The organism is Ralstonia sp. 25C (genome assembly GCF_051904805.1).
In the GTDB taxonomy this organism is placed as follows: Bacteria; Pseudomonadota; Gammaproteobacteria; order Burkholderiales; family Burkholderiaceae; genus Ralstonia.
On sequence record NZ_CP196737.1, the window covers coordinates 898,493 to 918,002 of the forward strand.

Sequence of the window (19,510 nt, forward strand, 5' to 3'; positions counted from 1 at the left end):
TGCTTGACCACCACACCACCCATCGACGATCTGTTCGGCACGCCGCTCGTCCCCAGCGACAACGCGGCCGCCGAACCCACCAAACCTAAGCGTTCACCTGCACGACAAGGCGTGCAGCCGGCCACGGTCGCGCCCGAGGTGACAGCGCTTGCGCAGCGTCTGCTGCGCGGGGCGCCCGGACTGCGCATCGGCACGTCGTCGTGGTCGTATCCCGGCTGGGATGGGCTGGTGTATGCCGGCGAGTACTCCGATTCGATGCTCGCGCGCAAAGGCTTGGCGGCCTATGCCCAGCATCCGCTGCTGCGCACGGTCAGCATCGACCGTGGCTTCTATTCGCCGATTCCACTGGCCGATTACGTGGCCTATGCGGCGAGCGTCCCCGAAGATTTCCGCTTTGCCGTCAAGGCAACGTCCGCGGTGTGCGATGCGTGGATCCGTGAGTCGGATGGCCGCGGCCGCATGGCCAATCCCGCCTTCTTGAACGCCGAATTCGCCATCCGCGATTTTGTTGACCCAGCCACGCGGGGACTCGGCGTACGGTGCGGGCCGCTGGTGTTTCAACTCTCACCGCTCGGTGCGCTAGCCGAGGATGCCACCGGCTTTGTGGAGCGGCTGGAAGCCTTCCTGGCCGCGTTGCCGCCGCTCGATCCGCAACTGAATCCCGATGCCGTGTATGCAGTGGAATTGCGTGATGCGACGCTGCTCACACCACGCTTCATCAAGATGCTGCGCGCAGCCGGCGTGCGGTATTGCGTGGGGTTGCATGAGCGGATGCCCGCAGCGGAACGGCAAGCCGCTGCCGTTGCGCTGCTGGATGAGGGCGCGGGCGGCCCGTTGGTCGTGCGCTGGAACCTGAACAGCCGCTATCGCTACGCGCAGGCCGAAGCGGCGTACAAGCCGTTCAACAAGCTCGTTGATGAAGACCCGTTCTCGCGCGAGACGCTGGCCGACATGGCCGTGGCCGCGCTCGCTGCCGGGCGCAAGGTAACGATCCTGGTCAGCAACAAGGCCGAAGGATCGTCGCCTCTGTCGTGCATCAAGCTGGCCGAGGCCATTGCCGCGCGCCTGCCGGCGGACGCAGCGTAGCCTCGGTTTCCGCCCTCAGCCCTGCAGGCGGTGCGCGAACTGCTTGCGGAACTTCGCCACCTTGGGCGAGATGACGAACGCGCAATAGCCCTGCGCCGGGTGATCGCGGAAGTAGTTCTGGTGCTCATCCTCAGCGCGCCAGAAGGTCACCTTGCCGTCTGCGGCGTCCACCAGCTCGGTCACGATGGGCGCTTCGAAGACGTCGCTGCCGCCGAGTTCGTCGATGGCCGTGCGGGCCGTCGCCAATTGCTCGGGCGTTTGCGCAAAGATGGCGGACCGGTATTGCGGGCCGACATCGTTGCCCTGACGGTTTGGCGTTGTCGGGTCGTGAATGGCGAAGAAGATGTCGAGAATCTCGCGATACGGAATCACCGCTGGGTCAAACTGCACGGCCACCACTTCGGCGTGGCCGGTGTCGCCGTTGCAGACGGCACGGTAGCTGGGGTGATCGACGTGGCCGCCGGCATAGCCGGACACCACGCTGCGCACGCCTTGCACCTGCTGGAACACGGCCTCCAGGCACCAGAAACAGCCTCCGCCCAAGACGGCGGTTTCGAGAGCACGTTGTTCAGTCATTCTGTTTCTCCTGCGGGGTTGGATGGGATGCCATTGGTCGGCCAAGGGCGCATATCCTGACACAGGCGCTGACACCGGCGCCGACACAAGCGTGGGCACGCGCGCGGCCATGTGTGCACGGCATCACGCAAAGCCCTACCTCCGCGCGGCTATCGGGCGTCCGTTACAATTGGGGCATTACTTTCGGTCGTTTGCATGGATCAACACGGAGCCATTCCCATGGATGCGCGCGACAGCGAATCTTCTGCGCGCAAGCCGTCGGCACATCGACGTCAACAGAGCAGCGCCGCCCCGCCTGATTTTGACGCTGCGCATTTCCGGCACGCGCTGTCCCAGTTTGCCACCGGCGTGACCGTGGTCACCACGCGCGCGGAAGGGGGTCATGGCAAGCCGGCGTTTGTCGGCGTGACGGCCAGCTCGTTTAATTCGGTGTCGTTGGACCCGCCCCTGGTGCTCTGGAGCCTCGGCACGCAGGCGAATTCGTTTCCGCTGTTTCACAGCGGCTCGCACTACGTCATCAACATCCTGTCGGCCAATCAGTTGGATTTGTGCAAGCGCTTCGCCACGCTCAAGGGCGACCGCTTTGCCAACGTCGACTACACCCTCAGCCCGACCGGCCTGCCAATCCTCGCGCAATCCCTGGCGTGGTTCGAGTGCCATAACCGCAGCCGCTACGACGAAGGCGACCACGTCATCTTCGTTGGCGAGGTCGAGCGCTGCGGCGTACTCGCCCCGAACAGCGCACCGCTGATATTCCACCGTGGCGCCTTCTCGTCGCTCACGGATATCGACCTCTAACACCCCTTCATGCTTTTCGGGCGCTTGCCTGCGCCCGCCGCACCCCCGGCCTCCAACGGTCTCACACCGCGCGATTCCATCAGCAGCGCCAGCCCGCCTTCTCGGTCCTTGATCGTACGCAGGACGATGTTTGAGCGGATGTCCATCACGCCCGGCGTCTTGTACAGCCGCTCGATGATGAACTCCGAGTAGTGCTGCAGCGTGGGCGCCTGCACGCGCAGGATGTAGTTGCAATCCCCGGTGATGATGTAGGCGGCCACGATCTCGGGCCAGCTCTGCACGGCGGCCATGAAGGTCTCGTGCCAGCCCGTCACGTCCTGCCGCATCGACACCTGCACGATGGCCTCCAGCTCCAGCCCCAGCGCCGCCCGGCCGAGTTGCGCCCGGTAACCGGTGATGGCGCCACCCTCCTCCAGCATCCGCACGCGCCGCAAACACGCCGACGGCGACAGCGCCACGCGCTCCGCCAAGTCCTGGTTGCTGATGCGGCCATCCTCCTGCAACACCTGGAGAATGCGCAGATCGGTGGTGTCGAGTTGCATCTGTCGTCGTTCTTTGCGTGATTTCGTTGATATGTTGAATTTTATGCAAATCCAAGGAAATCACACGCACGAATATGCAAACCCATTGCGCGTGGATTTCCCTATCATTTCGGCACGGATTCACGCTTTTTCACCCGCGTTTTCTGCCTCGGAGCCGCCTTGGAACGCACTTTGTGGGACATCAGCCCCGCCCTCTCGACCGCCACGCCCATCTGGCCCGGCGACACGCCGTTTTCGCAGGAAATTGCGTGGAAGCTCGAAGGTGACTGCCCGGTCAACGTCGGGCGCATCACGCTGTCGCCGCACACCGGCGCGCATGCCGATGCGCCGCTGCACTATCACGCGGACGGCGCTGCCATCGGGCAAGTGCCGTTGGATGCCTACCTTGGTCCCTGCCGCGTCATCCACTGCGTGGGCGTCCCGCGCGTTGAGCCGGAACACGTGCGTGATGCGCTGACGGACACCCCGCCCCGCGTGCTGCTGCGCACGTACGCCCAGATGCCGCAGACCACCTGGGACGACCACTTTGCCGCCGTCGCACCTGAAACCATCGAATTGCTGGCTGCGCATGGCGTGAAGCTCATCGGCGTCGACACCGCCTCGCTCGACCCGCAGACCTCCAAGACCATGGACGCACACCACGCCGTCGGCAAACACGGTCTGGCCATTCTCGAAGGGCTGGTGCTCGACGACGTGCCGGCCGGTGACTACGAGCTGATCGCCCTGCCGCTCAAATTCGCCGCGCTCGATGCGAGCCCGGTGCGCGCTGTGCTGCGCAGCCTCCCCTGATTCTCAGAACACCAACGCATTCATCGCCCCAACATTCACCATGACCATCACTCGAAACGCCTGCGTCGAACGTGACGCAGCCGACCCGATCGCCCCGCTGCGCGACGCCTTTGCGCTGCCCGACGGCGTGATCTACCTGGACGGCAATTCGCTCGGCGCCCGCCCGAAAGCCGCGCTCGCCCGCGCGCAGGAAGTCGTCACCAATGAATGGGGCGACGGCTTGATCCGCAGCTGGAACCAGGCCGGCTGGTTTGAACTGCCGCGTCGCCTGGGCAACAAGCTCGCCCCGCTGATCGGTGCGCGTGAAGACGAAGTGGTCGTCACCGACACCACGTCGATCAACCTGTTCAAGGTGCTGGCCGCCGCTATCCGCGTGCAGCGTGAAGACGCGCCAAATCGCAAGATCATCGTTTCGGAAACGCACAACTTTCCGACCGACCTGTACATCGCAGAAGGCCTGGCCGACTTGCTGCGCGACGGCTACAAGCTGCGCCTGATCGATTCGCCCGACGAGCTGGAAGGTGCGCTCGGCGACGACGTAGCCATCACCATGCTCACGCACGTGAACTACAAGAGCGGGCACATGTACGACATGGCGGCAGTCTCGGCACTCGCGCACAAGCATGGCGCGCTGGCTATTTGGGATCTCGCGCACTCGGCCGGCGCGGTGCCGGTGGACCTGCACGCAGGCGGCGCCGATTACGCCATCGGCTGCACCTACAAGTATCTGAACGGCGGCCCTGGTTCGCCGGCCTTCGTATGGGTCGCACCGGCTCTGCGTGATCGTTTCTGGCAACCGCTGTCGGGCTGGTGGGGCCATGCGCGTCCGTTCGCGATGGAGTCGCGCTACGACGCGGATGCCGGCATCGGCCGCTTCCTGTGTGGCACGCAGCCGATCACGTCGATGGCGATGGTGGAATGCGGGCTCGACATCTTCGCGCAGACGTCGATGACCGAACTGCGCGCCAAATCCCTCGCGCTGACCGACCTCTTCATCACGCTGGTGGAAACGCGCTGCGCGGGGTTCCCGCTCACGCTGGCCACGCCACGTGACCACGCGGTGCGCGGCAGCCACGTCAGCTATGAACACCCGAACGGCTACGCCGTGGTGCAGGCACTGATCGCGCGCGGCGTGATCGGCGACTACCGCGAGCCAAAGATCATGCGCTTCGGCTTCACGCCGCTGTACACAAGCTTTGCCGATGTGTGGGATGCCGTGGAAATCCTGCGCGACGTGCTGGAAACCGGCGCATGGCAATCGGCCCAATTCAACGAACGTACGCTGGTGACCTGAGATGTCGAATCCGAATCAACCCGCAGCATCGGGCTGCCCCATGCACGCAGCGCAAGGTGAAGGCTGGCATGACGCCCAACTCGATTTCTCGAAATCGATGAGCTATGGCGATTACCTCGCGCTCGACCAGATCCTGAACGCGCAGCACCCGCGCTCGCCGGATCACAACGAGATGCTCTTCATCGTGCAGCACCAGACCACCGAGCTGTGGATGAAGCTGATGCTGCACGAGCTGCGCGCGGCGCGTGACTGCGTGCGCAATGACAACCTGCCGCCCGCGTTCAAGATGCTGGCGCGTGTGTCGCGCATCATGGATCAGCTGGTGCAGGCGTGGAACGTGCTCGCCACGATGACGCCGCCGGAGTACTCGGCCATGCGGCCGCATCTGGGGCAGTCGTCGGGCTTTCAGTCGTATCAGTATCGCGAGATCGAGTTCATTCTCGGTAACAAGAACGCGGCGATGTTGAAGCCGCATGCGCATCGGCCGGAGCATTACGAGCGGGTGAAGGCCGCACTGGAAACGCCGTCGCTGTATGACGAAGCTGTGCGCTACATGGCGCGGCATGGCTTTGCGTTTGATGCGGATTGCGTGGAGCGGGATTGGTCGCGGCCGGTGACGTACAACGCTTCAGTGGAAGCGGCTTGGTTGGAGGTCTATCGTGACCCGACGCATCACTGGGAGCTGTATGAGCTCGCTGAGAAGTTTGTCGATCTGGAAGATGCGTTCCGGCAGTGGCGCTTCCGGCATGTGACCACGGTGGAGCGGGTGATCGGCTTCAAGCGCGGCACTGGCGGAACTGAAGGTGTGGGCTATCTGCGCAAGATGCTGGATGTGGTGCTGTTTCCGGAGCTTTGGAAGTTGCGGACGGATTTGTGATTTTTGCTGTTGGTCCATCCCCGGTTTCATCCCCTGCCGGGGCTGACTCACTTTCTTTGTCTTGCCAAAGAAAGTAAGCAAAGAAAGGCGCGCCCGAGATGGCGACCCATCCCTTGAATTTATGTCGCAGAGAGGGAGTGCAGGCAACTCGCTTCGCTCAAACAGGCCTGCACTCTTTTTCCTCTCTGCAACAGAAATTCAAGGCGCCATCTAGGGCATCAACGGCCAAACCGCCTGGACATGAGTACTCACACCCAAATTTATCCAGACGGTCCCTAAAAGGGACTACATGGCGGGCTCGGCGACTTGGCCCAGCCGCGCTGCAAACTCTCGCAGCGCTGGCGCCAGCTCGTTGCGAATCCGCTCCGCATCGGCAGCGGCGTACGGCGCGCTGCAGCTCACCACATACGGTTCACGCTGACTCGGCACGAAGAACGCCACCGCACACGCGTGAATGGCCGGATGCCAGTCGCGCAGCGATACGGCATAGCCGTCGCGCACGCCGGCTTTCACGGCATCGCCTGCTGCCGCACCTTCCGCAGCCCATTGCGCTGGCTGTTGCGTGCGCAGTGCCTCGTAGAGGCGCTCGCGCTTTGCAGGGGATAAGGAGGCCAGATACGCGCGCCCCATCGAGCTCGACAGCAACGACAGCCTTGAGCCCACGCCCAAACCCGACGAGCCGCTCATCGACGGGCTGTCGTGGCGGATCGTTTCCAGATAGACCATGTCCAGCCGGTCGCGCTTGCCCAGCGAGATCGACACGCCGTATTTCTGCGCGAACGCGCTCATGTGCGGGCGCGCCAGCTGGATGACGTCGCTCGATGCGAGGTACGCGAAGCCGAGCGCCAGCACGCCGGCATCGAGCCCGTATTTGCCGAGCGCCTCGTCGTAGCGCAGGTAGCCGAGGGAGACGAGCGTGCCCGCCAACCGACTGACGGTCGCCTTGGGAAAGCCCGTGCGGCGCACGAATTCCTGGTTGCCGAGCAGCGTGTCACCGGGGCGGAAGGCGCGCAGCAGTTCCAGCCCGCGCGCGAGGGCCGTGACGAAGTTCGGGTCACTCGACTCAACGGGCGAGAGGTCGAACTCGGGGTCAGGGAGACGTGTTGTGCTCATCGTGAAAAACGGCTGGAAATCATCTGCGGTTGGGCTATCATAGCTCTAAATTTCGAAACTGTGTTCCGTATATCGGAACAACAAAGACTCGGAGACTACTGCTGTGACTGCTCGCAACGCCTTCAACTGGGCCGACCCGCTGCTGCTCGACCAACAACTGACCGACGACGAGCGCATGGTGCGCGACGCCGCTGCCTCGTACTGTCAGGACAAGCTGCTGCCGCGCGTGCTGGAGTCGTTCCGGCATGAGAAGACCGACGCGTCGATCTTCCGCGAGATGGGCGAGCTGGGCCTGCTGGGCCCGACGATTCCCGAGCAGTACGGCGGCCCGGGTCTGAACTACGTCAGCTACGGCCTGATCGCGCGTGAAGTCGAACGCGTGGACTCGGGCTACCGCTCGATGATGAGCGTGCAGTCGTCGCTGGTGATGGTGCCGATCTATGAATTCGGCGGCGAAGCGCAGAAGCAGAAGTACCTGCCAAAGCTGGCCACCGGCGAGTGGATCGGCTGCTTCGGCCTCACCGAGCCCAACCACGGCTCCGACCCGGCGTCGATGATCACGCGCGCCAAGAAGGTCGATGGCGGCTACTCGCTGTCCGGCGCGAAGATGTGGATCACCAACTCGCCCATCGCCGATGTGTTCGTGGTATGGGCCAAGCTGCCGAATGACAACGGCGAAGACGAGATCCGCGGCTTCATCCTGGAAAAAGGCTGGAAGGGCCTGACGGCACCGGCCATCCACGGCAAGGTGGGCCTGCGCACCTCCATCACCGGTGAGATCGTGCTGGACGAGGTGTTCGTGCCGGAAGAAAACCTGATGCCCGGCGTGCACGGCCTGAAGGGCCCGTTCACGTGCCTGAACTCGGCGCGCTATGGCATCGCATGGGGTGCGCTGGGCGCGGCGGAAGACTGCTGGCACCGCGCGCGCCAGTACGTGCTCGACCGCAAGCAGTTCGGCCGCCCGCTCGCCGCCAACCAGCTCATCCAGAAGAAGCTGGCCGACATGCAGACCGAAATCACGCTCGGCCTGCAAGGCTGCCTGCGCCTGGGTCGCATGAAGGACGAAGGCACGGCTGCGGTGGAAATCACCTCGATCATGAAGCGCAACTCCTGTGGCAAATCGCTCGACATCGCCCGCATGGCGCGCGACATGCTCGGCGGCAACGGCATCTCCGATGAATTCGGTGTGATCCGCCACGTGGTCAACCTGGAAGTGGTGAATACGTACGAAGGCACGCATGACATCCATGCGCTGATCCTGGGCCGAGCGCAAACGGGGATTCAGGCGTTCTTCTGATTGCCATCACGTTTGCACGCACCCAACAAAAAACGCCGCGCAATCTCTGCGCGGCGTTTTTGTTTTGGTGCAGCTGAACGTCAGCGCACGCAGTCGACGAAGTACCCCATCTGGCCGTCGACCTCTTCTTCCACCAACCCGTGGATGTCCGTCTCAAAGCCCGGGAACAGCTTGTTGAACTCACGCGCAAACTGCAGGTACTGCACGATCGTCTTGTTGAAGCGCTCGCCCGGAATCAGCAGCGGAATGCCCGGCGGATACGGCGTCAGCAGGATAGCGGTGATGCGGCCCTCAAGGTCGTCGATGGCTACGCGCTCGATCTCACGGTGTGCCATCATCGCCCACGCGTCGGACGGCTTCATCGCCGGCTCCATGTTCGACAGGTACATCTCGGTCGTCACGCGGGCCACGTCGTTGGCCTGATAGACGCTGTGGATGCTGTCGCACAGCTCGCGCAGGCCGATGCGCTCGTACTGCGGGAACTGGCGCACAAACTCCGGCAACACACGCCACAGCGGCTGGTTGTTGTCGTAGTCGTCCTTGAACTGCTGCAGCTCGGTCACCAGCGAGTTCCAGCGGCCCTTGGTGATGCCGATGGTGAACATGATGAAGAACGAGTACAACCCGGTCTTCTCGACGATGATGCCGTGCTCGGCCAGGTAACGGGTGACGATGGCCGCCGGGATGCCCGAATCGCTGAACTTGCCGTCCACGTCCAGGCCCGGGGTGATGATGGTGGCCTTGATCGGGTCGAGCAGGTTGAAGTCTTCTGCCAGGTTGCCGAAGCCGTGCCAGCGCTCGTTGGCCTTGAGCATCCAGGCTTCGCGCTCTTCAATGCCTTCGTCCGACAGGTCGTTCGGGCCCCAGACCTTGAACCACCAGTCGTCGCCCTTGCCATTGCCGCCATTCGTGCCGACGTATTCCTGCTCCACCTTGCGCATGGCGCGACGGAAGTCCAGCGCTTCGGCAATGCTCTCTTCCACCAGCGCAGTGCCGCCCGGCGCTTCCATCATCGCGGCCGCAACGTCGCACGAGGCAATGATCGAGTACTGCGGGCTCGTCAACGTGTGCATCAGATACGCCTCGTTGAAGCGGTACGTATCGAGCTTGCGCGTCTCGGAATCCTGCACGAGGATCTGCGAGGCCTGCGACAGACCGGCCAGCAGCTTGTGCGTGCTCTGCGTGGCAAACACCAGCGCGTCCTTGCTGCGCGCACGGCCGTGGCCGATGGCGTGCATGTTCTCGTAGAACGGGTGGAACGACGCGTGCGGCAGCCATGCTTCGTCAAAGTGCAGCGTGTCGATTTCGGTCGACAGCATGTTCTTGATCATCTCGGCGTTGTACAGCACGCCGTCGTACGTGCCCTGCGTGATCGTCAGGATGCGCGGCTTCTTGTTCTTGGCCTGGCTCGCAAACGGGTGATCGGCGATCTTCTTGGCGATCGTCTCCGGCTCGAACTCGCTCTTCGGGATCGGGCCGATGATGCCGAAGTGGTTGCGCGTCGGCATCAGGAACACGGGGATCGCGCCCGTCATCATGATCGCATGCAGGATCGACTTGTGGCAGTTGCGGTCCACCACGACGATGTCACCGGGGGCCACGTTGGCATGCCACACCATCTTGTTCGACGTGGACGTGCCGTTGGTCACGAAGAACATGTGGTCCGAGCCGAAGATGCGCGCAGCGTTGCGCTCCGACGCGGCCACCGGGCCCGTATGGTCGAGCAGCTGACCGAGTTCTTCCACGGCGTTGCAGACGTCGGCGCGCAGCATGTTCTCGCCGAAGAACTGATGGAACACCTGGCCCACCGGGCTCTTCAGGAATGCCACGCCGCCCGAGTGCCCCGGGCAGTGCCACGAATACGAGCTGTCCTGCGCGTAGTCGATCAGCGCCTTGAAGAACGGCGGCGGCAGCGAATCGAGATAGTTGCGCGCTTCACGGATGATGTGTCGGGCCACGAACTCCGGCGTGTCCTCGAACATGTGGATGAAGCCGTGCAGCTCGCGCAGCACGTCGTTCGGCAAGTGCCGCGAGGTGCGCGTCTCGCCGTACAGGAAGATGGGGATGTCGGCATTGCGGCGGCGCACTTCGGCCACGAAGCTGCGCAGGTTCTCGACCGCTTCCGGCTCCGGCTTGTCGTTGTCCGGGTTGATGAATTCGTCATCGTCGATCGAGACGATGAAGGTCGAACGCGCGGCTCGACTGCTGCGCGAACGAGGTCAGGTCACCATAGCTGGTGAGGCCCGTGACCTCCATACCCTCTTGCTCGATGGCCTGGGCCAGCGCGCGAATGCCCGACCCGGAGACGTTCTCGGAGCGGAAGTCCTCGTCGATGATGATGACGGGAAAGCGGAATTTCATCGTGGTTCCTTGACAGATGAAATAGAAGACACCGCTCCGGAAACTCGGAAACGGACTACAAAAACTAGGTCTTGGGCAGCGTCACACCGTGCTGCCCCTGGTACTTGCCGCCACGGTCCTTGTACGAGGTTTCGCACTCCTCGTCGCTCTCGAAGAACAGCACCTGCGCGCAGCCTTCGCCAGCGTAGATCTTGGCGGGCAGCGGCGTGGTGTTGGAGAACTCCAGCGTCACGTAGCCTTCCCACTCGGGTTCGAACGGCGTGACGTTGACGATGATCCCGCAGCGCGCGTACGTGCTCTTGCCCAGACACACGGTCAGTACCGTGCGCGGGATGCGGAAGTATTCCATCGTGCGGGCCAGCGCGAACGAGTTCGGCGGGATGATGCACACATCGCCCTTGAAGTCGACAAACGACTTCTCGTCGAAGTTCTTCGGATCGACGATGGTGCTATTGATGTTGGTGAAGATCTTGAATTCGTTGGCGCAGCGGATGTCGTAGCCGTAGCTCGACGTGCCGTAGGAGACGATGCGGCGCCCTTCGGATTCACGCACCTGACCGGGCTCGAACGGCTCGATCATGCCGTGCTGCTCGGCCATGCGGCGGATCCACTTGTCGGATTTGATGCTCATGGAGCTTAGGGTCTATTTAGCTATGAAACGTGCGCACGTTGGCCCGAGCGGGGGCCAGGTGCGCGAAGGATGCCGCCGCAAAGGGTTGCTCCCTTTGCAAGGCACTCCGACAAAGCAGATGGCCCCCGCTCGGGCCAACCCGGAGGGCAAGGGGCATACGAATCGCAGGGCGTTGTTGCCGGCTGCTTGCTTGGAATGACCAAGCCGCGCAGCCGACGCCTAGCCCTGCGGTTCGTATGCCCCTTGCGTGCGTACGTTTCATAGCCAAATAGACCCTTACCTTGGATGAACAAATGGGGGCAGGCTTCGCGGCGCGAAAACTGTCCCCATTTGGTCATGCCGGCCAGGCGGTCGATCTTTGGCCCGGTTTTGGAACGCGGATTGTACTCCCAAACCCGTGACGGAAAACCCATGACGGCGTCGGCCGTACCCAACGGTTTTCAGGCGCCCACCGTCAGCCCGTTTTACTTGTCGAGGCGCCACGGCTCGGCGAAAGGGTCCTGGTAGTAGCGGGCCAGCAGGGGCTCCACTGCCTGAGCATCAAGCCGCAACCGTATCCGCCCGTGCTCCGCCGAGTCTAGATCCAGAACGGCTTCTGAGCTGGGAATCTGGTCGCCCTCCGCCTCCGCAGCTCCGTTGCGCCGGATGCTCGACCACGGAATGCTGGCAAGCCCCTCGATCATGACGCCCGCGGAATCCATTCGCACGCGCATCGGGGCATCAATCGGCGCGCCGCCGACCCAGGCCTGCAGGCGCCGCTGGAGCCTCGGCCCAAAGTGCATGCCAAGGTAGCCGCCCACCCCCAACAGCGCGATCGCCTTCCAAAGCGCAATACCTGCGTCCACATAACCACGCCAATGCGCCGGCGGGGCGGCAGAAGCGAAGCGCATCAGTAAAACCCAGCCCGGCCGCATGCCCAGCAGCGCCAGGCAGAGGCTCAGCCACGGCAGTTGCCGGCGAATCTGCGTCACCTGCGCCACGGTCACCAGCGCGTTCGGCAACGGCGCTTCCGGCGCTTCCGGCACATCGACGGTCGGTTCGGAGACGTCGCCCCCGGTTATCACTGCGCCGCCACCTTCGGCAAGTCACCGCGCGGACCGACCACGCCGGCCATCTCCGGCTCGACGACAAAGCGTTCGCGCCCGGTATAGAGCAGAAAGTGCCGGCCAGTGCACCGCGCGAACAGGCTCAAATTGACGCGCTGGGCCATCTGGTAGCCCATCTGCGTCACGCCTGAGCGCGACAGCAGAAACGGAATGCCCATCTGCGCGCCCTTGATGACCATTTCGGAGGTCAAGCGGCCGGTGGTGTAGAAGATCTTGTCGCCCCCGCCCAGGCCGTCGAGCCACATGCGGCCGGCGATGGCGTCGACGGCGTTATGGCGCCCCACGTCTTCAATAAAGTGCAGCAGTTCGCCTTGCGCATCGAACAGCGCGCAACCATGAACCGAACCAGCTTGTTTATAGATCGACTGCTGCAGGCGGATGGTGTCGACCACGCGGTACAGCGTGGTCTGCGTCATGCGCGCTTCGGGCGGCAAGTGGATGGCATCGATCTCGTCCATCAACGAGCCAAACACGGTGCCCTGCCCGCAACCGGTGGTCACGGTGCGGCGTGCGGTCTTCTCGTCCAGATCGGCAATGCCCGCGCGCGTGGTGACAGCGGCGGATTCGGTTTCCCAGTCGACCTGGATGGAGGCGATGTCTTCCACACTGCCGACCAGGCGCTGATTGCGCAAGTAGCCGAGCACCAGGGCTTCGGGTGCGCCGCCGAGCGTCATCAGCGTGACGAGTTCGCGCTTGTCGAGGTAGACCGTGAGCGGCCGTTCGCCGGGGATGTAGACGGTGCGTGCGCGGCCCAGCTCGTCGAGGACTTCGACCTCGTCGAGCAGTGGAACGGAAGCGTTGGTCAGTTCAGGGCGCAGCGGCATCGATCTCTTCGTTCAAACAAAAATGCGCACGACAAGCGTGCGCATGGACTTGCGGCTGGCGCCCCCTTTCTCAAGCGGGCGCCGCGTGCGGGCTCGGTCAGTTGGCCACGATCACGCCACAGGCGACGCGCCCGCCGGAATTGCCGGTGGGCTGGGTGACATAGTCATCCTTGCCAGCGTGGACGACGAGCGCGTGGCCGACCAGGCTGGTGGGCCCGGGCGACAGCGTCACGCCGGAAAGAACGATCGAGCCGACGGCTTTGCCGTTGGCGTCGGATTGCAGCATCGGGATATCGCCAGCGTGGTGCGCGCCACTGCGCGGGTCACCATGCTGTTGGCTGGTCGGGTTGAAGTGGCCGCCTGCGCTCATGGCATCAGCCGAGGAGCAGTCGCCCTTCTCGTGCACGTGGAAGCCGAACATGCCGTTGGCGGGCAAGCCGGAAATGTCCACCGCCATGGCAACCCGATTGTCGCCTTGCTGCACGAGCTTCACGCTGCCTTGCACGGTGCTGCCGCTCTTGGGCGCCAGCACGGCCGAAGCCGCCATGGCCCCATCGCCTGCGCTAGCCGCCTTGGCCGTCGACGTGGTATTCGATGCGCAGCCGGCCATCAGGCCGATCACGGCGAGTGCAATCACGAGTTGCTTCATGTATCACCTCCAGGGGGTTCACTCGGGGAGCGGACGATTGTACTGCCGGATGATGAATGCGCAACATCAGCACCCGCTCAGCCTTTCGTGGCCGGTGCCGGCGCCGCGAACGGGCCTGGATCCACACACTGGGCACCCGGTTGCGTATGCGCGCCCTTACCGCCAGCCTGGTAGGCCGCCGCAGCCTTGTCCTGCGCCTTGCACAACTGGTATGCGGCCACCTTGTCGCTCCAGGCAGCCTTGGCTTTGGCCAGGTCGGCCTGGGCTTGTTGCTCGGGGGTCGGCGCCGGCAGTTTGGCCAGCGCCAGCCCGCTCGTCAGGGTCAATGCGGCAGCAAGCGTCATACCTGCGGCGCGCGTCATTGCGAGTGCATGCATGGTGAGGTTTCTTGAATCCATGACGTCAGGGCTTGGCAGGTTGTTCACTGGGGGTGCGGGGCGCGGGCGGCTGAGAGCGCTGGGCCGGAATCTTGCCGGCCTGAATATCGTCGTACCAGAGTTCGTGGTGCTCCTTGGCCCAGGCCTCGTCGACATAGCCTTCACGCATGGCACGGTAGGCGCCTTCCATGCCGATCGTACCGATATAGATGTGCCCCAGCGACATGCAGATCATGCCCACTGCCGCAATGGCGTGGATGATCTCGGCCAGTTGCATCGTGCTGCGGTAGTAGTCCACGCCCGGGACGATGCGATCCAGCACCCAGCCCGACGCTGACAGGATCAGCCCGAACACGACGAGGCCGCCCCAGAACCAGAGCTTCTCGCCGGCATTGAAGCGGTGCGACGGCACTTCGGCGCCGTGCTCGCCGGCAAACATGCCGCCCAGGCTCAGCAGCCATTTGAGATCGCCACGGCGCGGCAGGTTGTCCCGCACCCACATCACAAACGCCACGATGATGCTGACCGTGAACAGCGGCCCAACCAGGTTGTGCAGATTCTTCAGCACATACGTCAGCCAGCCGAACAACTGATGGCCCATCAGCGGCAGCAGGAAATGCTTACCCCACAGCATGGCGATGCCCGACACGCCCAGCGCGACGAACGAGATCGCCATGGTCCAGTGCACGTAGCGCTCGGTGGGGGTGAAGCGTTCAATCTTGCGGCCGGTGGGCGATTCCTTCAGACGGATCGGGCCCTTCCACAGGAAGAAGCCGAGGATGGCCAGCGGCACGAGCACCACCAGCCAGCCGCCCCACACGGTGATGACGCCGTTGCGGAACAGGCGCCATTTCTGGCCGGTACGCTGGATCAGCACGCCCGCTTCCAGACCGGGGATGCTGGCGTAATGGGCCTGGTCGGAATTGACCTCGCGCCAGACGGGTGCGTTGTTGCCGGGCTGATCGATGCGGCGCGCCTTCTGGTCCTGCGCCTCTTTGGCGAGGTCGCGCTTCTGCACGTCAAACACATTCTCCGAGACGATGTTGGAGAACGGCTGCGCCGGCTGCACAGCCGGATTGACGGGCTGCGCGTTGGTGGCCGCTGCGCTAGCCGGCTGCTGCGCGCTGGCGAACATGGCCGTGCCGCCTAGCAACACAGCCATTACAAGGTGTTTCCAGGAAGCGCTCATGGACGAACCTCCGCTCGTACGTGTCATGGCGTCACGGCGTCTTGTTGTACTCGTTCTGGTACTGGCCGCGTGCACGGATCTGGTTTTGCCAGCTCGTGCGGTCACCGGGCGTCCAGTTCTTCGCCATGAACGGGTCGCCCTCTGCGCCCCTGTAAGCCGGCGTGTCGTCCTTCCGATGCGAGGCCATCGCAGTTTGCGAACGCTCACCACAAGCGCTGAGCAACACCACGGCGCCCAAAGCGATCAGCAGACCACTTGTGCGTGTGCGCGCGTTCATGATTGGGCTCCCGGAGTCGAAGCCGGCGCCGAAGGTGCAATCGGCGCAGCGGGTGTAGCCGGCGCTGCCTGGCCACCCTTGCCCTGCGCACCGCTGGTGTTACCACCATAGGCCGTGCCCCACCCGAACAACTCCGCGCCCTTCCCCCGCTTCATCACACGATTACGCAAAATGTCGGAAATCACATCGCCGTCGCCGCCAAGCAGCGCCTTGGTCGAGCACATTTCCGCGCACAGCGGCAGCTTGCCTTCGGCCAGGCGGTTGCGGCCGTATTTCTCGAACTCTTCTTCGCTGCCGTTCTTCTCCGGGCCGCCTGAGCAGAACGTGCACTTGTCCATCTTGCCGCGCACGCCGAAGGTGCCCTGGCTCGGGAACTGCGGCGCGCCGAACGGGCACGCATACGAGCAGTAACCGCAACCGATGCAGACGTCCTTGTCGTGCAGCACCACGCCGTCTTCGGTGCGGTAGAAGCAGTCGACCGGGCAGACCGCCATACACGGCGCGTCGGAGCAATGCATGCACGCCACGGAGATGGATTTCTCCGCGCCGATCATGCCGTCGTTGATGGTGACCACGCGGCGCCGGTTCACGCCCCAGGGCACCTCGTTCTCGTTCTTGCAGGCCGTGGCGCAGGCGTTGCACTCGATGCAGCGCTCGCTGTCACAGATGAATTTCATGCGTGCCATGTTGATCTCCCCGTTCCCTTAAGCGAACCGCTCGATCTGGCAGACCGTCGTTTTCGTTTCCTGCATCATCGTCACCGAGTCGTAGCCGTAGGTGGTGGCCGTGTTGATAGCCTCGCCGCGCACGATCGGGTGGGCGCCCTCCGGGTAGTAGTCGAGCAGGTCCTTGCCCTGCCACCAGCCCGAGAAGTGGAACGGAATGAAGGCGTGGTCGACACCCACGCGCTCTGTCACCAGCGCGCGCACCTTGATCTGGGCGCCGGTCGGCGTCTTGACCCAGACGAAGTCGTTGTGGCGGATGCCCCGATCGGCTGCAGCCTTGGGGTTGATCTCTACGAAGTTCTCCTGCTGCAGCTCGGCCAGCCACGGGTTGGAGCGCGTTTCCTCACCACCGCCCTCGTACTCGACCAGGCGGCCGGAGGTGAGGATGATCGGGAATTTCTCGTAGACCTTGTTCTCGATGTTGCGCTGCTGCACGGTCTTGTACAGCGTGGGCAGGCGCCAGAAGGCCTTCTTGTCGTCGTGCGTCGGGTACTTGGCGACCATGTCGGGCCGCGTGGAGTACAGCGGCTCGCGATGCTGCGGAATCGCATCAGGGAAGTTCCAAACGATGGCGCGCGCCTTGGCGTTGCCGAACGGATGGCAACCGTGCTTCATCGCCACGCGCTGGATACCGCCGGACAGATCGGTCTTCCAGTTCTTGCCCTCGGCGGCCTTCTTCTCCGCGTCGGTCAGGTCATCCCACCAGCCGAGTTTCTTGAGGAAGACGTGGTCGAACTCGGGGTAGCCGGTGGTCAGATCCGCACCCAGCGAACACGATCCATCTTCAGCCAGCAGGCTCACGCCGTCGCGCTCCACGCCAAAGTTGGCGCGGAAGTTGCCGCCCCCTTCCATCACGTGCTTGCTGGTGTCGTACAGGTTGGGCGAGCCGGGGTGCTTCAACTCCGGCGTGCCGTAGCACGGCCACGGCAGGCCGAAGTAATCGCCGGTGAGGTCGTAGCCGGTTTCCGGGTCCTTGCCGCCCTTGCAACGCAGCGTGCGCACGTCAAACAGATGCATGTTGCGCATGTGGGCCTTCAGGCGTTCCGGCGATTGGCCGGTGTAGCCGATGGTCCAATTGCCGCGATTGATCTCGCGCAGGATCGACTCGATCTCGGGCTCGCGCCACGTCATGCCGGCGCGCTTGTATTCGGTGATCTTGCAGCCCTTACTCAACTCGTTGCCGAAGCCGAGGCGATCGGCAAAGGCCTGCATGATGACGTGGTCCGGCTGCGACTCGAACAGCGGCTCAATCACCTTCTCGCGCCATTGCAGCGAGCGGTTGGACGCCGTGCACGAGCCCGACGTTTCGAACTGCGTGGCGGCCGGCAACAGGTAGACCGCGCGATTCGGATTCGGCGGGGTACCGTCAGCGGCGGGCATGTTGGCCATCGCAGCCGTAGCCGACGGATACGGGTCCACCACCACCAGCAAGTCGAGTTTGTCGAGCGCGCGCTTCATGTCCATCCCGCGCGTCTGCGAGTTGGGTGCGTGGCCCCAGTAGAAGACGGCGCGGACGTTGTTGTCCTGGTCGATCAGATCATTCTTCTCGAGCACCGCATCGGCCCAGCGCGAAACCGTCGTGCCGGACTTTTCCATCATCGCCTGCGAGGCGAAACGGCCCTTGATCCAGTCGTAATCGACGTCCCACACCTTGGCGAAATGCTTCCACGCGCCAGTAGCCAAGCCGTAGTAGCCCGGCAGCGAATCGGGGTTCGGGCCGACGTCCGTCGCGCCCTGCACGTTGTCGTGGCCGCGAAAGATGTTGGCGCCACCACCCGACTTGCCGATGTTGCCCAGCGCCAGTTGCACGATGCACGATGCACGCACGATGGCGTTGCCGATGGTGTGCTGCGTCTGGCCCATGCACCACACCAGCGTGCTCGGACGGTTCATCGCCATCATCTCAGCGACCTTGTGCACCTGCGCCTCAGGCACGCCACATACTTCTTCGACCTTGTCCGGCGTCCACTTGGCGAGCACTTCCTCGCGCACCTTGTCCATGCCGTAGACGCGGTCGTGGATGTACTGCTTGTCTTCCCAGCCGTTCTTGAAGATGTGGTACAGCACGCCGAACAGGAACGCAATGTCGGTGCCTGAGCGGATGCGCACGTACTCATCCGATTTGGCCGCCGTGCGCGTGTAGCGCGGGTCGACCACGATGACCTTGCAACCGGTTTCCTTGGCATGCAGCAGATGCAGCATCGACACCGGGTGCGCCTCGGCCGCATTCGAGCCGATGTACAACGCGCACTTGGCGTTCTGCATGTCGTTGTACGAGTTGGTCATCGCGCCGTAGCCCCACGTGTTGGCCACGCCGGCCACGGTGGTGCTGTGGCAGATGCGCGCCTGGTGGTCGCAGTTGTTGGTGCCGAAGAACGACACCCACTTGCGCAGCAGGTACGCTTGCTCGTTGCTGTGCTTGGACGAGCCGACGAAGAAGAACGAGTCCGGCCCGGTCTCCTGGCGGATCGTCTTCATCTTGGCGACGATTTCGTTGAGCGCCTGCTCCCAGCTGATGCGCTGGTAGCGGCCGTCCACCAGTTTCATCGGCGTCTTGAGGCGGTATTCGCCGTGACCATGTTCCCGCAGTGCAGCGCCCTTGGCGCAATGCGCCCCCATGTTGATGGGGGAATCGAACACTGGCTCCTGGCGCACCCACACGCCGTTCTGCACCACCGCATCCACCGAGCACCCCACCGAGCAGTGCGAGCACACCGTGCGGCGTACAACGATGTCGCCCTTGCCCTCGGCGGCCTGCGCCTCGCCCACGACGGATTTCTTCACCAGCGAGAGCTGCGTAGCCGCCAGCCCAGCGCCGACGCCAATGCCGGAGCGCTTGAGGAAGGTCCGGCGATCCATGGTCGGCACTGCGCCGGCCAGGCTGCGCGCCAGACTACCGGCCAGCGACGACGCGCCCTGGCGGCGGGCCGATGTGGCTTTCGTGTCCTGTACCGCCGGTTTGCGGGTCAGAAGCATGGGGTCACCTGAAGATGTGGGGT

The 19,510-nt window shown here is 63.7% G+C and carries 18 protein-coding genes and 1 pseudogene; 6 read left to right on the forward strand and 13 right to left on the reverse strand.

Annotation, left to right across the window (positions count from 1 at the left end):
• Positions 1–3: 3 nt before the first annotated feature.
• Entirely contained in the window at positions 4–1,086 is a 1,083-nt protein-coding gene (locus tag ACS7SF_RS04175; RefSeq protein WP_439891815.1) for a DUF72 domain-containing protein, read from the forward strand.
• Between the two features lie 15 nt (positions 1,087–1,101).
• Here the strand turns inward: ACS7SF_RS04175 and msrA are convergent, their stop codons facing one another.
• Complete coding sequence (msrA, locus tag ACS7SF_RS04180) at positions 1,102–1,662, reverse strand: peptide-methionine (S)-S-oxide reductase MsrA (protein WP_439891816.1); 561 nt, start codon at positions 1,660–1,662, stop codon at positions 1,102–1,104.
• A gap of 219 nt (positions 1,663–1,881) precedes the next feature.
• Here msrA and ACS7SF_RS04185 point away from each other — a divergent pair, with 219 nt between their 5' ends.
• Complete coding sequence (locus ACS7SF_RS04185; protein ID WP_439892690.1) at positions 1,882–2,460, forward strand: flavin reductase family protein; 579 nt, start codon at positions 1,882–1,884, stop codon at positions 2,458–2,460.
• On the opposite strand, the gene ACS7SF_RS04190 is transcribed toward ACS7SF_RS04185, so the two are convergent.
• Complete coding sequence (locus ACS7SF_RS04190) at positions 2,457–3,002, reverse strand: Lrp/AsnC family transcriptional regulator (RefSeq protein WP_439891817.1); 546 nt, start codon at positions 3,000–3,002, stop codon at positions 2,457–2,459. The two genes, ACS7SF_RS04185 and ACS7SF_RS04190, sit on opposite strands and share 4 nt — an antisense overlap.
• A 159-nt stretch (positions 3,003–3,161) precedes the next feature.
• On the opposite strand from ACS7SF_RS04190, the gene kynB reads away from it, so the two are divergent.
• From kynB to kynA, 3 genes are read left to right on the forward strand one after another with little or no spacing between them, the layout of a single operon-like run.
• Positions 3,162–3,791: an arylformamidase gene (gene kynB, locus ACS7SF_RS04195; RefSeq protein WP_439891818.1), complete on the forward strand. Its 630-nt coding sequence runs from the start codon at positions 3,162–3,164 to the stop codon at positions 3,789–3,791.
• Between the two features lie 40 nt (positions 3,792–3,831).
• On the forward strand, positions 3,832–5,085 hold the full coding sequence (kynU, locus tag ACS7SF_RS04200) for a kynureninase (protein WP_439891819.1): 1,254 nt from the start codon (positions 3,832–3,834) through the stop codon (positions 5,083–5,085).
• 40 nt (positions 5,086–5,125) lie between these two features.
• Positions 5,126–5,962, forward strand: coding sequence for a tryptophan 2,3-dioxygenase (kynA, locus tag ACS7SF_RS04205; RefSeq protein ID WP_439892691.1), 837 nt, complete (start codon positions 5,126–5,128; stop codon positions 5,960–5,962).
• Positions 5,963–6,247: 285 nt separating this feature from the next.
• Here kynA and ACS7SF_RS04210 read toward each other — a convergent pair whose 3' ends face one another.
• Positions 6,248–7,075 carry an IclR family transcriptional regulator gene (locus ACS7SF_RS04210; RefSeq protein WP_439891820.1) on the reverse strand — a complete coding sequence of 276 codons (828 nt, stop codon included), beginning with the start codon at positions 7,073–7,075 and terminating at the stop codon, positions 6,248–6,250.
• Positions 7,076–7,178: 103 nt separating this feature from the next.
• Here ACS7SF_RS04210 and ACS7SF_RS04215 point away from each other — a divergent pair, with 103 nt between their 5' ends.
• The gene (locus tag ACS7SF_RS04215; protein ID WP_439891821.1) at positions 7,179–8,372 is read left to right on the forward strand and encodes an acyl-CoA dehydrogenase; all 1,194 of its coding nucleotides are present in this window, start codon (positions 7,179–7,181) and stop codon (positions 8,370–8,372) included.
• Between the two features lie 80 nt (positions 8,373–8,452).
• Here ACS7SF_RS04215 and ACS7SF_RS04220 read toward each other — a convergent pair.
• From ACS7SF_RS04220 to ACS7SF_RS04265, 10 genes and pseudogenes are all read right to left on the reverse strand, one after another.
• Positions 8,453–10,733: pseudogene (locus ACS7SF_RS04220) on the reverse strand (Orn/Lys/Arg decarboxylase N-terminal domain-containing protein).
• A gap of 64 nt (positions 10,734–10,797) precedes the next feature.
• On the reverse strand, positions 10,798–11,364 hold the full coding sequence (dcd, locus tag ACS7SF_RS04225) for a dCTP deaminase (protein WP_426394424.1): 567 nt from the start codon (positions 11,362–11,364) through the stop codon (positions 10,798–10,800).
• Positions 11,365–11,828: 464 nt separating this feature from the next.
• On the reverse strand, positions 11,829–12,428 hold the full coding sequence (locus ACS7SF_RS04230) for a hypothetical protein (protein ID WP_439891822.1): 600 nt from the start codon (positions 12,426–12,428) through the stop codon (positions 11,829–11,831).
• Complete coding sequence (locus ACS7SF_RS04235; protein ID WP_439891823.1) at positions 12,425–13,294, reverse strand: formate dehydrogenase accessory sulfurtransferase FdhD; 870 nt, start codon at positions 13,292–13,294, stop codon at positions 12,425–12,427. Before ACS7SF_RS04235 ends, ACS7SF_RS04230 begins: the two co-directional genes overlap by 4 nt.
• A gap of 97 nt (positions 13,295–13,391) precedes the next feature.
• Complete coding sequence (locus ACS7SF_RS04240) at positions 13,392–13,943, reverse strand: superoxide dismutase family protein (protein ID WP_439891824.1); 552 nt, start codon at positions 13,941–13,943, stop codon at positions 13,392–13,394.
• A gap of 77 nt (positions 13,944–14,020) precedes the next feature.
• Positions 14,021–14,320: a hypothetical protein gene (locus ACS7SF_RS04245; RefSeq protein ID WP_439891825.1), complete on the reverse strand. Its 300-nt coding sequence runs from the start codon at positions 14,318–14,320 to the stop codon at positions 14,021–14,023.
• Positions 14,321–14,345: 25 nt separating this feature from the next.
• The gene (locus ACS7SF_RS04250) at positions 14,346–15,509 is read right to left on the reverse strand and encodes a formate dehydrogenase subunit gamma (RefSeq protein WP_439891826.1); all 1,164 of its coding nucleotides are present in this window, start codon (positions 15,507–15,509) and stop codon (positions 14,346–14,348) included.
• Positions 15,510–15,540: 31 nt separating this feature from the next.
• Positions 15,541–15,786, reverse strand: coding sequence for a hypothetical protein (locus ACS7SF_RS04255; protein ID WP_439891827.1), 246 nt, complete (start codon positions 15,784–15,786; stop codon positions 15,541–15,543).
• On the reverse strand, positions 15,783–16,472 hold the full coding sequence (gene fdh3B, locus ACS7SF_RS04260; RefSeq protein ID WP_439891828.1) for a formate dehydrogenase FDH3 subunit beta: 690 nt from the start codon (positions 16,470–16,472) through the stop codon (positions 15,783–15,785). The genes ACS7SF_RS04255 and fdh3B overlap by 4 nt, the downstream gene beginning before the upstream one ends.
• An 18-nt stretch (positions 16,473–16,490) precedes the next feature.
• Positions 16,491–19,487, reverse strand: coding sequence for a molybdopterin-dependent oxidoreductase (locus ACS7SF_RS04265; protein WP_439891829.1), 2,997 nt, complete (start codon positions 19,485–19,487; stop codon positions 16,491–16,493).
• Between the last annotated feature and the right edge of the window lie 23 nt (positions 19,488–19,510).

Excerpts from the sequence above, each read along its gene's own strand:
- ACS7SF_RS04190 (WP_439891817.1), bottom strand. The coding sequence starts at position 3,002 with ATGCAACTCGACACCACCGATCTGCGCATTCTCCAGGTGTTGCAGGAG.
- msrA (WP_439891816.1), bottom strand. The coding sequence starts at position 1,662 with ATGACTGAACAACGTGCTCTCGAAACCGCCGTCTTGGGCGGAGGCTGT.
- kynA (WP_439892691.1), top strand. The coding sequence starts at position 5,126 with ATGCACGCAGCGCAAGGTGAAGGCTGGCATGACGCCCAACTCGATTTC.
- ACS7SF_RS04255 (WP_439891827.1), bottom strand. The coding sequence starts at position 15,786 with ATGAACGCGCGCACACGCACAAGTGGTCTGCTGATCGCTTTGGGCGCC.
- ACS7SF_RS04185 (WP_439892690.1), top strand. The coding sequence starts at position 1,882 with ATGGATGCGCGCGACAGCGAATCTTCTGCGCGCAAGCCGTCGGCACAT.
- ACS7SF_RS04210 (WP_439891820.1), bottom strand. The coding sequence starts at position 7,075 with ATGAGCACAACACGTCTCCCTGACCCCGAGTTCGACCTCTCGCCCGTT.
- ACS7SF_RS04240 (WP_439891824.1), bottom strand. The coding sequence starts at position 13,943 with ATGAAGCAACTCGTGATTGCACTCGCCGTGATCGGCCTGATGGCCGGC.
- ACS7SF_RS04250 (WP_439891826.1), bottom strand. The coding sequence starts at position 15,509 with ATGAGCGCTTCCTGGAAACACCTTGTAATGGCTGTGTTGCTAGGCGGC.
- fdh3B (WP_439891828.1), bottom strand. The coding sequence starts at position 16,472 with ATGGCACGCATGAAATTCATCTGTGACAGCGAGCGCTGCATCGAGTGC.
- ACS7SF_RS04265 (WP_439891829.1), bottom strand. The coding sequence starts at position 19,487 with ATGCTTCTGACCCGCAAACCGGCGGTACAGGACACGAAAGCCACATCG.
- ACS7SF_RS04245 (WP_439891825.1), bottom strand. The coding sequence starts at position 14,320 with ATGCATGCACTCGCAATGACGCGCGCCGCAGGTATGACGCTTGCTGCC.
- dcd (WP_426394424.1), bottom strand. The coding sequence starts at position 11,364 with ATGAGCATCAAATCCGACAAGTGGATCCGCCGCATGGCCGAGCAGCAC.
- kynU (WP_439891819.1), top strand. The coding sequence starts at position 3,832 with ATGACCATCACTCGAAACGCCTGCGTCGAACGTGACGCAGCCGACCCG.
- ACS7SF_RS04235 (WP_439891823.1), bottom strand. The coding sequence starts at position 13,294 with ATGCCGCTGCGCCCTGAACTGACCAACGCTTCCGTTCCACTGCTCGAC.